Here is a 12,205-nt window from a genome sequence, read left to right as displayed (position 1 = left end):
TACGCAAAGTTTGGCAACAAACCGGATATCTCATCCGTGATCCGCCATGAACTGCCATTCTGTGCTATTGGGTTCCGCCGTAGCCGTTGACGGTTCGCCGCGTTGAACCCGGTGGACCGGGAGACGAACCGGGAGCGCACTCGGCTTCCGGTCCCCGGCCCCGCCCGTCCGGACGGGGCCACGGGAGTGCGTGGGGTGGAGGTCAAAAATGCGGAGGCCAAAAATGCGAAGGCCGGAATGTGGAGGCCGGGATGACGAACAGCCGAAGCAGTGAACCCCGACCGCCGCGCGGCGGTCCGCCGGACTGCTGCGACGTGGTGACGGTTCCGGCCCGCCAGGGTCTGGAGGCGGTCGACATCCTCCGGCGCGGTGAGGCGGGCGACGCGGTGGGCCCCGTCCTGCACGACGGCGGGTGCACGCTCGGGTTCCTGGTGCCGCCGGGGACGGCCGCGGGGTGGGACGTGCCGGGCAGCACCTGCAGGGAGGCCGGCGGCCGTGGACCGCACCTGGCCCCCACCGCCGAGGCGTCCACCCCCGAGCCGCCGGTGGAGGGCTCGGACTGGCTGCTGCCGCCCGAGGACGCCGACCTCGCCACCGACCCCGCGGCCCTGCGGGAGGCGCTGGGCGAGGCGCAGCGCCTGATCGACGTGGCGGACAGTTGCCGGTGAGGGCTGCTGCGGGAGGCCGGTGAGCGGGAGGCCGGTGAGCGGGCGGGCGTCGGGTGACAATGGCCCCATGGGTAGGACCAGGAACTCCGGGCGCGGGCAGGCCGCCGCCGACACCGTCGTCGAGAGCGTCGACGGGGGGCTCGCCCGGCTCGTCCCCGACCGGGAGCGGCCGAGGGCATGGACGCTGCTGATCGACGACGCCCCGCAGTCGCACGTCGACCTGGACGACCCGGCGTACCTCTCGTTCGAGTACCAGCGGCGGCTCGGACACGTCGTCGACACCGTCGCACCGGCCGGCCGGCCCCTGCAGGCCGTGCATCTCGGCGGCGGTGCGTTCACCCTCGCCCGGTACGTCGCCGCCACCCGGCCCCGGTCCACCCAGCAGGTCGTCGAGCGGGACGCGAAGCTGGTGCAACTGGTCCGCCGGGAGCTGCCGGTGGACCCCAGGTCACGGATCAGGGTGCGCTCGGTGGACGCCAGGGAAGGGCTCGCGAAGGTACCGGACGGATGGGCCGGCCTCGTCGTCGCCGACGTGTTCAGCGGCGCCCGCACCCCCGCCCACCTGACCTCGACCGAATTCCTGGACGACGTCCGCAGGGCCCTCGCCCCCGGCGGGGTCTACGCCGCCAACCTCGCCGACGGGCCGCCGCTGGCCCATCTGCGCGGCCAGATCGCCACCGCCGCCGCCCGGTTCGCCGAACTCGCGCTGATCGCCGACCCGGCGGTCCTGCGCGGCAAGCGCTTCGGCAACGCCGTGCTGGTCGCCTCCGACACGCCCCTCCCGGTCGCCGAACTGACCCGCCGCGCCGCCTCCGACCCGCACCCCGGCCGTGTCCAGCACGGCCCGGAGCTCAGGGACTTCACCGGCGGAGCCACCCCGGTCACCGACCTGGCGGCGGTCGCCTCGCCGGCGCCACCGGCATCGGTGTTCCGCTGACCCCCTCAGTACGTGCCGATCTCCACGCGCGGCGGGCCGCCGTGCCAGGTGCAGAAGACCGGCATCCGCTCCGCGCCCGCCGTGAACTCCACCCGGATCCACGACTCCGTCTTTCACACCTGCATCGACCAGCCCGCCCCGGGCGTCGCTGACACCCATGACGCGGATGTCTCGCCGAGGTCGAAGACCGCCCGGCCGCCGACGGTGTCGTATGCCCTTGACCTTGCCGGAGGTCGCGCGTGCCCCCCTGGCAGTCGCGCGGGGCGCGGCGCTCCCCTGAGACGCCGCGCCCCGTTCCCCCGCCCCGTTCCCCCGTGTCCCGGGATGGTCAGATGCCGTCCGGCTCCGGCAGGGCTCCCGACCGGGCCGCCCGGCCGTACCAGAGGGCGCTGGCCTTCGGGGTCCGTACCTGGGTCGCGTAGTCGACGTGGACCGCGCCGAACCGCTTCTCGTAGCCGTACGCCCACTCGAAGTTGTCCATCAGGGACCACAGGTAGTAGCCGCGCACGTCCGCGCCGTCGGTGATGGCCCGGCGGACCGCCGACAGGTGGCCGTGCAGGTAAGCGACACGCTCCGGGTCGTGCACCGCGCCGTCGGCGCCGGGCTTGTCGTCGTAGGCCGCGCCGTTCTCGGTGATGTAGAGCGGCAGGCCGGGCGCCTCACGGGTGTACCGCATGATCAGGTCGTGCAGCCCCGTCGGGTCGACGGCCCAGCCCATCTCGGTGCGCTCGCCCGGCGCCTGGTGGAAGGCCACGTGGTCCGCTGCGGGCCACGGCGAGTGCGCGCTCTCCCCGTGACCGTCCGCCCGCGGCCCCTTCGCGTCGGGGTCGGCCGCCGACACCAGGGAGGGCGTGTAGTAGTTGAGGCCCAGCGCGTCCAGCGGCTGGTGGATCAGCTCCAGGTCGCCGCCTTGGACGTACGACCAGTCGGTCAGGGACGAGGTCGCCTCCAGCAGCGTCTCGGGGTAGGCGCCCTTCAGGATCGGGCCGTGGAAGATCCCGTTGGCCAGGTCGTCGATGGTGCGCACCGCCGCGAGGTCCGCCGGGTCGCCGGGCGAAAGCGGCCGGACCACCGAGGAGTTGAGGCTGATCGCGACGGAGTTGCGGGCCGGCATCACCGAGCGCAGCGCCTTGGTGCCCAGCCCGTGTGCCAGGTTCAGGTGGTGGGCGGCCCGCAGCGAGGCCGCCGGGTCGGTACGGCCGGGCGCGTGCACACCGGACGCGTAGCCCAGGAAGGCGCTGCACCACGGCTCGTTGAGCGTGATCCACTGCTCCACCCGGTCGCCGAGCGCCTCGCCGACGATCTGCGCGTACTCGGCGAAACGGTGGGCGGTGTCGCGCTCCGGCCAGCCGCCCGCGTCCTCCAGCTCCTGCGGCAGGTCCCAGTGGTAGAGGGTGACGGCCGGCTTGATGCCGTGCTCCAGCAGCTCGTCGACCAGCTTGCGGTAGAAGTCCAGGCCGCGCTGCACGGCCGGGCCGCGGCCGGTCGGCTGCACCCGGGGCCAGGAGACGGAGAAGCGGTAGGCGCCCAGGCCCAGGTCCGCCATCATCGCCACGTCGTCGCGGTAGCGGTGGTAGTGGTCGACCGCGATGTCACCGGTCTCGCCGCCGGCGGTCTTTCCCGGCGTGTGGCTGAAGGTGTCCCAGATGGACGGGGTACGTCCGTCCTCCCGCACCGCGCCCTCGATCTGGTAAGCGGAGGTCGCGGAGCCCCAGAGGAAGGCGGGGGGAAAGGCCGCCGGGGTCACCGGCGTTGCGGAGTCAGACATGGAAGCGCTCCCATAGGCGGTCGTGGAGGACCTGCGAGTCGGAGTGAGCAGGGGGAAGAAGTAACGGGGAAGAGGGTGGAAAGAAGTGGGGAAGGGAGGAGAGGGGGGCGAGCAGGGGCCGGGGCGTCGGGGACCCGGCCCCCCGGAAGAGACGTACGCGAAGGGGGGCTCGCGCGTCAGCCCTTGACCGCGCCCTGCATGATGCCGCCCACGATCTGCTTGCCGAAGATCGCGAAGACCAGCAGCAGCGGCAGCGTGCCCAGCAGCGCACCCGCCATGATCAGCGACTGGTCCGGGGTGTAACCGCGGCCGAGTCCCGCGACCGCGACCTGCACGGTCGGGTTGCCGGTCTGGGTCAGCACCAGGAACGGCCACAGGAAGTCGTTCCAGGTCTGCACGAACATCAGCATGCCGAGCACGGACATCGCCGGCCGCGCGGCCGGGAAAACCACGTGCCACACCACGCGCCAGCTGCTCGCGCCGTCCACCCGGGCGGCCTCGATGACCTCGTCCGGCAGCGCCTGGAGCAGGTACTGCCGCATGAAGAACACACCGAAGGCGCTCACCAGCGACGGGAAGATGACCGCCTGCAGCTGGTCGGTCCAGTCCAGCTTGGCGACCATCATGTACAGCGGGATGATGCTGAGCTGCGGCGGAATCATCATCGTGCCGATGACGATCAGCATCGCCGCGTTGCGGCCCCTGAAGCGCAGTTTGGCGAAGGCGAATCCGGCGATCGTCGACAGGACGACGACGGTGACCGCCGAGATGCCCGCCACGATCGTGGTGTTGAGGAAGGCCTCCCCGAGGTTGGCGTCGGTCCAGGCTATCTCCAGGTTCTTGAACAGGTTCGAGCCGAACCAGAACGGCGGCGGGGTATCCGCCAGGCGCTGGTTGTCCCGGGATGCGGCGATCGCGGTCCACACCAGCGGGAACAGCGAGACGATCGTGAACACGATCAGGATCGCGTACGCGATCGGACCGCCGTGCAGCGTTCCACCGGCCCGCGCCGACTTCGGCAGGCGCGGGCGCTTGGGCTCCTCGGCGGGCGTGGTCTCGGGGGGCGTCACAGTCGTCGTCACGGCCACAACTCCTTAACTGCTGGCGCGCAGCCGGCGCGAGATGACGTGGTTGATGATGCCGATGACGATCAGGATCGCGAACATCGTCCAGGCGATCGCCGAGGCACGGCCGAGGTGCTGGTTCACCCAGCCCTGCTCGTACAGGTACAGGCCGAGCGTCTGGAACTGGTGCTCCGCGCCGCCGGACGCGCCCTTGTTGGCGTCGAACAGCAGCGGCTCACCGAAGACCTGACTGGCGCCGATCGTGGAGACCACCACCGTGAACAGGATCGTCGGGCGCAGCGAGGGCAGCGTCACGTGGATGAACTGCTGCCAGCGGTTGGCGCCGTCCAGCGCCGCCGACTCGTACAGGTCCTGCGGGATCGCCTGCATCGCGGCCAGGTAGATCAGCGCGTTGTAACCGGTCCAGCGCCAGATGATGATCGACGAGACGGCGAACTGCGAGGGCCACTTCTCGCCCTGCCAGTCGATCGGGTCGATCCCGACGAAGTCCAGCGCCCAGTTGATCATGCCGTAGTCACGCCCGAAGAGCAGCACGAACACCAGGGCGGCAGCGGCGATCGAGGTGGCGTACGGCGCGAGCATCGCGACTCGGTAGAACGTCGAGGCGCGCAGCTTGTAGTTGAGGATGTGGGCGATGCCCATCGCCATCAGCAGCTGCGGAACGGTCGAGATGATGCCGATGGTCAAGGTGTTCCGCGCCGCGTTCCAGAAGAACTCGTCGTCGAAGATCCGCGTGTAGTTGCGCAGCCCCACCCAGCTCATGTCGGTCGGGGCGGTCAGCTCCACCTGGTGCAGCGAGGCCCAGCCGGTGTAGATCAGCGGGAACAGGCCGAAGGCGAGGAACAGCAGGAAGAACGGCGAGACGAACGCGTACGGGCTCCAGCGCATGTCGCGCTGCCAGCGGCGGGACAGCTTGGCCCGGCGCCGCTGTTCCTCGGTCTCAGGGTCCGAGGATCCGGAGCTCCCGGGCGGACGGCCCGGGGCCGCGCCCCCCTTCACGGGGGGCGCGGCGGTGTGGTGGCGGGTGGCCATGCGGGTCACTTGTCCAGGTTGTTGTCGATGGTCTTGGTGGCCGTCTCCCATGCCTCTTCCGGCGACTTGCCCTTGGTCACCAGGATGACGCCGTTGTCCGTCAGACCCTGCTGGATGATCTGGTCCTTCGGGCCGATCACCTGGTCCGGGATCTGCTGGGCGGCCTCGGAGAAGATCGTGCCGACCGGCGCGTCACCGGTCATCTCGTTCTTCCCGTCCAGCACCTCGGGCAGCTTGTACGCGGCCGGGGCGCTCGGGATGCTGCCCTGCACGGCGAACAGCTTGGCCTGCTGCTCCGGCGCGGTCAGCCAGGCCACCAGCTTCTGCGCTTCCTTCACGTTCTTGCCGTTCTTGGGCACGCCGAGGAAGGAGCCGCCCCAGTTGCCGGACCTGGGCGCGACGGCCACGTCCCACTTGCCGGCGGCGTCCGGCTGGGACTTGCCCTTGATGGTGCCGAGCATCCACGGCGGGCAGGCGACGGTGGCGAACTTGCTCTTGGCGATCGTCGTGTCCCAGGCCGGCTGGAACTGCGTCTGCGACTGGACCAGCCCCTTCACGGCGGCCTCCGAGGTCAGGTCGAAGGCGGCCTTGACAGCGGGGTTGCTCTTGTAGATGACCTCGCCGGAGGAATCGTAGAACTTCTCCTTCTCACTGCTGAGGATGGCGTTGATCAGGCCACCGGGGGAGTCCATGAAGAAGGTGCTCTTGTCGGCATTCTTCTTGTACTTCTCACCGACCTCGACGAACTTCTTCCAGTCGCCCGCCCACAGCTTGCTGACTTCCTCGCGGTCGGTGGGCAGACCGGCCTTCTCGAAGAGGTCCTTGCGGTAGCAGATGGCCATCGGGCCGATGTCGGTGCCCAGGCCGATCGTCTGGCCGTCCTTGGTGGTGGCCTGCTTCCACTTCCAGTCCAGCCAGTTCTCCGGCTTCACGCCCTCGACCTTGGACATGTCCACGAACCTGTCCGCCTGGGTGCCCACGATCTCGGCGATGTTGCCGACCTCGACGGCCTGGACGTCCTGCAGGCCGCTGTTGGTGGTGAGGTGGTTGAGCAGCGCCGGGTAGTAGTTCTCGTTGCGCTCGATGACGTTCTCGGCGATCTTGATGTTCGGGTTCAGCTTCTCGTACTCGGCGTAGAGGCCGGCTTCCTTGAAGCCCATGGTGCCGAACAGGCCCAGCGTGACCGTCGTCTTGCCCTTGCCGCCCGACGAGGAATCGGAGCCGCCGTCTCCACCGTCGTCGGCACAGCCGGCCAGCAGCCCTGTGCCCAGCGACACCACGGCCGCGATGGCCAGTGCCTTGCGGGTGAAGAGCTTCCCCCCGTTCGTGCGCTGCCGGGAGAGGGGGAGGGTACGTGCTCGCATGGAGTCCTCCTGTTGCCCTGACGTGCCGACCCCCCGGCCAACGGCGTTGTCGGGCCCGTTTGTTGCATGCTGCGGCTCGGGCGGGGAACGTGCGGGTTGTGTATGTGTCAGGTACTGTGGGAGCGCTCCCACAAGTGATGTGTTGAAGGGTTGCGGGTCCGGGCGGGGGTGTCAAGGGAGCAGACGCGGAGAACTGCGTTCAGTTATCGGGCTGTTAACTGGACGTCCGAACGTTGCCGATGGATGTACCCGGCCCCGGACGGTACTCCTGCCGGAGGTCGCCGCCGCTTGCAGGGCTGTTAGATTCCAGGCCGGCGGGACATACGACGGAAGGTGGGGCGTACATGGCAAGCCACGGAGCGCGGGGCCGCGGCGGCGGCCGCCCCACCCTCGAAGAGGTGGCGGCGCGCGCCGGTGTCGGCCGGGGCACGGTCTCCCGGGTGATCAACGGTTCGCCCCGGGTGAGCGACGCCACCCGCGCCGCCGTGGAGGCCGCCGTCGCGGAGCTCGGTTACGTCCCGAACACGGCGGCCCGCGCGCTGGCCGCCAACCGCACCGACGCGATCGCGCTGGTCGTGCCCGAGCCGGAGACCCGGTTCTTCGCCGAGCCGTACTTCTCGGACATGCTGCGCGGTGTGGGGGCGGCGCTCTCCGACACCGAGATGCAGCTGCTGCTGATCTTCGCGGGCAGCGACCGGGAGCGGCAGCGCCTCGCCGACTACCTGGCCGCGCACCGGGTGGACGGTGTGCTGCTGGTCTCCGTGCACGCCGACGACCCGCTGCCCGACATGCTCGCCCAGCTGGAGATCCCGGCGGTGATCAGCGGCCCCCGGTCGGCCGCGGAGACGCTGACCTCGGTCGACTCCGACAACTACGGCGGCGCCCGGCAGGCCGTCGAGCACCTCATTGGCCGGGGCCGGCGCCGCATCGCCCACATCACCGGCCGCCTCGACGTGTACGGCGCGCAGCGGCGCGTCGACGGCTACCGCGACGCCCTGCGCGACGCGGGCCACCCCGAGGACGACCTGATGATCGAGGCGGGCGACTTCTCCGAGGAGGGCGGCCGGCGCGCGATGGCGGCGCTGCTGGAGCGCCGCCCGGACCTGGACGCGGTCTTCGCCGCCTCCGACGTGACCGCCGCCGGTGCCCGGCACGCGCTGCGGGAGGCGGGCCGCCGCATCCCCGACGACGTGGCCCTGGTCGGCTACGACGACTCCGCCATCGCCCGCCACATGGACCCGCCGCTGACCAGCGTGCGCCAGCCCATCGAGGAGATGGGCCGCAGGATGATAGACCTCCTCCTCGCCGAGGTCGCCGACCGCCGCCCGCCCGCCTCCCGGGAACTGGACCGGCGCCAGGTGGTCCTGGCCACGGAGCTGGTGGAGCGCGCGTCGTCGTAGCGCCCGGCGGCTTTGGGCCGGTGCCGTACGTACGCGGCGCCGGCGGCCGGGTGAGCGGCCGGTCCACAACGCGAAAGAGGCCCCCGAGGGGGCCTCTTTCATTCAGGGTGAGTGACGGGACTTGAACCCGCGGCATCCTGGACCACAACCAGGTGCTCTACCAGCTGAGCTACACCCACCATGGCCGCCATCGGTTCGGACTGTTCCCTTTCCGACCGGCCGAGAAAAAGTGTACAGGGTCCGAAGGGGTGCTCGCGCCAGGGTTTCGCGGCGCCCCCCGGACGGCCCTCGAGCGCCCCCGCCGTGCCGCCCGACGCGTGCCTACTGGGCAGGCAGAACGTGCTTCGCGGCGATCTTCTTCGCGGTGTCCGAGTCGGGGCCCGGCTGCGGGACGAAGACGGCCTCGCGGTAGTAGCGCAACTCCGCGATGGATTCGCGGATGTCGGCCAGCGCGCGGTGGTTGCCGTTTTTCTCGGGGCTGTTGAAGTACGCCCTCGGGTACCAGCGGCGCGACAGCTCCTTGACGCTGGACACGTCGACGATGCGGTAGTGCAGGTAGTCCTCGAGTGTCGGCATGTCCCGCAGCAGGAACCCGCGGTCCGTGCCGACGGAGTTGCCGCACAGGGGGGCCTTGCCGGGCTCCTTGACGTGCTCCTTCACATACGCGAGGACGCGCTGCTCGGCGTCCTCGAGCGTCGTGCCGTCCGCCAGCTCGTCGAGCAGTCCGGACGCGGTGTGCATCTGACGCACCACCTCCGGCATCGTCTCCAGTGCCCCGTCCGGCGGGCGGATGACGATGTCGACACCGTCGCCGAGCACGTTCAGCTCGGAGTCGGTGACGAGGGCGGCCACCTCGATGAGCGCGTCGTCGGACAGCGAGAGGCCGGTCATCTCGCAGTCGATCCACACCATGCGATCGTTCATATGCCTAACCATACGGCGCGCGGGAGCGTAGGGGACCAGGCGGGGGACAGGGTGGGTGGCGCAGACGGGGAGAGAAGGCGGGGAGAGAGGGCGGGAGAGACGGCAGGGGCGGCGCGGGGCGGCGCTACGGGCCGGAGACTTCCGCCTCCGGCCCGTAGCGCCGACTGCCGCCTGTCGCGGGCCCTGCTCGGGCCCGCCCGAGCCTCACGCCCGTCTCAGGTCCGCCTCACGGCGCGCTGCGCTGGCCCGGCACGCTCGCCCGGGCCTGGAGGTAGGCCTCGCGGGCCTCACGGCCTGCCTCGGCCGGGGACGCCGACGCCGCCAGCGGCGGACCGCCCAGGGCGCTCGCGGCCGCCGTGCGCCGGGACTGGTGCGGCACCGGGCTGTCCGGATGCAGCGCGGCGGACGCCTGGCCGGGGTGGCCCGGGTGCCCGTGCTGGTGCGCCGGCCCGGACGGGACGCCTCCCGGGGTGTTCGGGAGGCCGTCGGAGCCCTGGTGCCGCTCCGCCTGGGGGCGCCGTGCGCGGTACGCGGCCCGGTAGGCGGCCGGGGACGAACCCAGCTGGCGCCGGAAGTGGCCCCGCAGCGCGACCGGTGAGCGGAAGCCGCAGCGGCCCGCGACCTCGTCCACCGAGTAGTCCGCCGTCTCCAGCAGGCGCTGTGCCTGCAGCACCCGCTGCGTGATCAGCCACTGCAGCGGCGCGCTGCCGGTCAGCGAACGGAAGCGGCGGTCGAACGTACGACGGCTCATGTAGGCGCGTGCCGCCAGCGTCTCCACGTCGAACTGTTCGTGGAGGTGCTCCAGCGCCCAGGCGACGACCTCGGCGAGCGGGTCGGCGCCGATCTCCTCGGGTAAAGACCTGTCCAGATAGCGTTCCTGACCACCCGTCCGGCGCGGTGGGACGACGAGACGCCGGGCGAGTGCCCCCGCCGCCTCGTTGCCGTGGTCCGTGCGCACGATGTGCAGGCACAGATCGATTCCGGCCGCCGTACCGGCGGAGGTCAGCACGTCACCGTCGTCCACGAAGAGTTCCCGCGGATCGACGTGCACCGACGGATAGCGTTTCGCCAGCGTCGGCGCGTACATCCAGTGGGTCGTCGCCGGACGGCCGTCCAGCAGGCCGGCCGCCGCGAGCACGAAGGCGCCGGTGCACAGCCCGACGATGCGGGCGCCCTCCTCATGGGCCCGGCGCAGCGCATCGAGCGCGTCCTGGGGCGGTGGCGAGGTGATCGAACGCCAGGCGGGCACGACAACGGTGCCCGCCCGCGCAATCGCCTCCAGGCCGTGCGGCGCGGTGAGTTCGAGACCCCCCGTGGTCCGCAGCGGGCCCTCCTCACCGGCACTCACCAGCAGGCGGTAGCGCGGTACGCCGGCGTCCTGGCGGTCGATGCCGAACACCGACAACGGTATGGAACTCTCGAAGATGGGGCCGCCGCTGAACAGCAGCACCGCGACGATCTCCTTGCGGCGTCGCCCGGCGAGTTTCCGGGCCGCGATCTCCGGCGCGGCAGTGGAGTCGTGGCTCATACTGCTAAGCCCCCCTCGGTGGTCGCGGCTCCTCGGTTGTGTCGCACCTGTACGTTTCCCCTCGGTCCTGCACGAGTCCCCCGCCGTAAGACAGTCAAGATCGAATCTACTGTGTCCCGTCGTGCCCGGGTGGCCAGTTCGGCCCCCGGTAGATTGTCGACTTGGCAACTTGGCGTGAAGCATTCGATCACGAAGGGTTGCACTCGTGGGGCGGGCAGGGAAGTGCGCCTTGTCGCGGTGGCCAATCCCCGTAGGGTGCGCGGGGTCCCCCAGGCCCTTTCCGTGCAGGTCAAACGGGGGTTGGGGGGTGGTCGCACCGGTCGATGCACAGGTTACGGAAGTTGGCTGAAAACATGCGTCCGCGTGCGCGGAAACCGGTCAGGCGACCGGTGTCTCTCCGCCAGGTCGCGGACCGGTCCGACGAGTCCGTCGCAAGGTCCGTTCCGGGCCGGGCCGGGCGGGGAGGGGCAGGGCGGTCGGCGCGGCGGGTCCGCTCCGGAGGCGGTAGGCGCTTCGTGCGGTGCGGCGCACGAGGGGTTCAACGCGCGGGCGGGGCGTCGGTCACCGCGTCTTCGGGGCCGGCACTCCGGCACGCCCCACTCTCGCGGCTGGGCCCGCACTGTGCAAACCGCCTGTACAACGCAGCGACCATTGCGTGACGGGTGTCCCCTCGGGCATGCTCCGGGATACCCGTCGGCCAGCGTGGACGGGATCTGCGCGAAGGAGGCGTGCCGCCGTACCCTTGGGGGTATGGGGTTGGGAAGATGATTCCCGGACACAGCTCCGACGCAGCCTGTCGTCCCTCATAACAAGGATCACAACGCCGAGACAGCCATGGCCGGTCACGAATTCTTCGAACCCGCGGACCGCAAGCGACCCCTTGCCGACCCCACGGCCGCCGAGCCGGTGGGGGCCGAGCCCCTGGGCGCGGCTCAGTCGCGCCGGCCGTGCGATCCGGCGTTCCGGCACGGCGTCGTCGTCGGCTTCGACGGCTCCACCTCCAGCGAGCGCGCCCTCGCGTACGCGATCGGCATGGCCCGGCGCTTCGGTTCCGCGCTGATCATCGTCCACGTCGCCAACCGGCTCCCGACCACGGTGTGGGCGGGCTGCGAGCCCCCGGTCTTCGTCGACGTCCCGGACCATCGCACCGAGGTCCTCGGTCTCGAACTGGCCTGCGCGGACTACCTCACCGAGGTGCCCTGGATCCTGGTCGAGCGCGGTGGCGACATCTGCCACGAACTCGAGGAGGTCGGCCGGGAGTACGAGGCCGACGCGATCGTCGTCGGCTCCACCCACGGCCTCGTCGGCCGGCTCTTCGGCTCCGTCGCGGGCCGGCTCGCCAAGCGGGCCCAGCGCCCGGTCGTGGTCATTCCCTGACGCGTCGACCGGTCGGCAACCGGGCGGCGGCCGACGGGGGTCGGCGTGAACGGCGCGTGGGCGGGGCAAGGGCAGGGTGCCTGCCTTGCCCCGCCCACGCGGGTGCCCGGATGCCTTCAGGG

General features: G+C 71.0%; 10 protein-coding genes, 1 tRNA gene and 1 pseudogene. 4 read left to right on the top strand and 8 right to left on the bottom strand.

All coding sequences use genetic code 11. From position 1 onward, the window contains the following. Positions 1–251 precede the first annotated feature (251 nt). Positions 252–668, top strand: coding sequence for a hypothetical protein (locus ACFPZI_RS29530; RefSeq protein WP_381369329.1), 417 nt, complete (start codon positions 252–254; stop codon positions 666–668). A gap of 67 nt (positions 669–735) precedes the next feature. Continuing rightward, positions 736–1,605: a spermidine synthase gene (locus tag ACFPZI_RS29525; protein ID WP_381369326.1), complete on the top strand. Its 870-nt coding sequence runs from the start codon at positions 736–738 to the stop codon at positions 1,603–1,605. A 5-nt stretch (positions 1,606–1,610) separates the two neighbouring features. On the opposite strand, the pseudogene ACFPZI_RS29520 reads toward ACFPZI_RS29525, so the two are convergent. The 5 genes and pseudogenes from ACFPZI_RS29520 to ACFPZI_RS29500 all read right to left on the bottom strand — a co-directional run. Next, positions 1,611–1,839: pseudogene (locus ACFPZI_RS29520) on the bottom strand (hypothetical protein); the annotation flags it as partial. Positions 1,840–1,933: 94 nt separating this feature from the next. After that, positions 1,934–3,373 (bottom strand): GH1 family beta-glucosidase, encoded by a 1,440-nt coding sequence (locus ACFPZI_RS29515; RefSeq protein WP_381369323.1) that lies wholly within the window; start codon positions 3,371–3,373, stop codon positions 1,934–1,936. A gap of 176 nt (positions 3,374–3,549) precedes the next feature. Beyond that, the gene (locus tag ACFPZI_RS29510) at positions 3,550–4,455 is read right to left on the bottom strand and encodes a carbohydrate ABC transporter permease (protein ID WP_381369320.1); all 906 of its coding nucleotides are present in this window, start codon (positions 4,453–4,455) and stop codon (positions 3,550–3,552) included. Between the two features lie 12 nt (positions 4,456–4,467). Beyond that, positions 4,468–5,490, bottom strand: coding sequence for a carbohydrate ABC transporter permease (locus ACFPZI_RS29505; protein WP_381369499.1), 1,023 nt, complete (start codon positions 5,488–5,490; stop codon positions 4,468–4,470). 5 nt (positions 5,491–5,495) lie between these two features. Next, entirely contained in the window at positions 5,496–6,854 is a 1,359-nt protein-coding gene (locus ACFPZI_RS29500) for an ABC transporter substrate-binding protein (protein ID WP_381369318.1), read from the bottom strand. Between the two features lie 344 nt (positions 6,855–7,198). Between ACFPZI_RS29500 and ACFPZI_RS29495 the strand changes: the two genes are divergently transcribed. Next, entirely contained in the window at positions 7,199–8,254 is a 1,056-nt protein-coding gene (locus ACFPZI_RS29495; protein ID WP_381369315.1) for a LacI family DNA-binding transcriptional regulator, read from the top strand. 106 nt (positions 8,255–8,360) lie between these two features. On the opposite strand, the gene ACFPZI_RS29490 is transcribed toward ACFPZI_RS29495, so the two are convergent. The 3 genes from ACFPZI_RS29490 to ACFPZI_RS29480 form a co-directional block, all read right to left on the bottom strand. Beyond that, positions 8,361–8,433, bottom strand: a tRNA-His gene (locus tag ACFPZI_RS29490). 142 nt (positions 8,434–8,575) lie between these two features. Continuing rightward, on the bottom strand, positions 8,576–9,178 hold the full coding sequence (gene orn, locus ACFPZI_RS29485; protein WP_381369312.1) for an oligoribonuclease: 603 nt from the start codon (positions 9,176–9,178) through the stop codon (positions 8,576–8,578). 226 nt (positions 9,179–9,404) lie between these two features. Next, a complete protein-coding gene (locus ACFPZI_RS29480) occupies positions 9,405–10,706 on the bottom strand; it encodes a helix-turn-helix domain-containing protein (RefSeq protein WP_381369309.1) in 1,302 nt (433 codons plus the stop codon). An 834-nt stretch (positions 10,707–11,540) separates the two neighbouring features. Between ACFPZI_RS29480 and ACFPZI_RS29475 the strand changes: the two genes are divergently transcribed. After that, positions 11,541–12,083 carry a universal stress protein gene (locus ACFPZI_RS29475; protein WP_381369306.1) on the top strand — a complete coding sequence of 181 codons (543 nt, stop codon included), beginning with the start codon at positions 11,541–11,543 and terminating at the stop codon, positions 12,081–12,083. Positions 12,084–12,205 lie beyond the last annotated feature (122 nt).

It is taken from the genome of Streptomyces chlorus (assembly GCF_042655885.1).
GTDB lineage: Bacteria > Actinomycetota > Actinomycetes > Streptomycetales > Streptomycetaceae > Streptomyces > Streptomyces chlorus.
This window is presented reverse-complemented; position numbering and strand designations above follow the sequence as displayed.

Coding starts and splice junctions, on each gene's coding strand:
- ACFPZI_RS29475 (WP_381369306.1), top strand. CDS start 11,541: ATGGCCGGTCACGAATTCTTCGAACCCGCGGACCGCAAGCGACCCCTT.
- ACFPZI_RS29515 (WP_381369323.1), bottom strand. CDS start 3,373: ATGTCTGACTCCGCAACGCCGGTGACCCCGGCGGCCTTTCCCCCCGCC.
- orn (WP_381369312.1), bottom strand. CDS start 9,178: ATGAACGATCGCATGGTGTGGATCGACTGCGAGATGACCGGCCTCTCG.
- ACFPZI_RS29495 (WP_381369315.1), top strand. CDS start 7,199: ATGGCAAGCCACGGAGCGCGGGGCCGCGGCGGCGGCCGCCCCACCCTC.
- ACFPZI_RS29480 (WP_381369309.1), bottom strand. CDS start 10,706: ATGAGCCACGACTCCACTGCCGCGCCGGAGATCGCGGCCCGGAAACTC.
- ACFPZI_RS29500 (WP_381369318.1), bottom strand. CDS start 6,854: ATGCGAGCACGTACCCTCCCCCTCTCCCGGCAGCGCACGAACGGGGGG.
- ACFPZI_RS29505 (WP_381369499.1), bottom strand. CDS start 5,490: ATGGCCACCCGCCACCACACCGCCGCGCCCCCCGTGAAGGGGGGCGCG.
- ACFPZI_RS29530 (WP_381369329.1), top strand. CDS start 252: ATGACGAACAGCCGAAGCAGTGAACCCCGACCGCCGCGCGGCGGTCCG.
- ACFPZI_RS29525 (WP_381369326.1), top strand. CDS start 736: ATGGGTAGGACCAGGAACTCCGGGCGCGGGCAGGCCGCCGCCGACACC.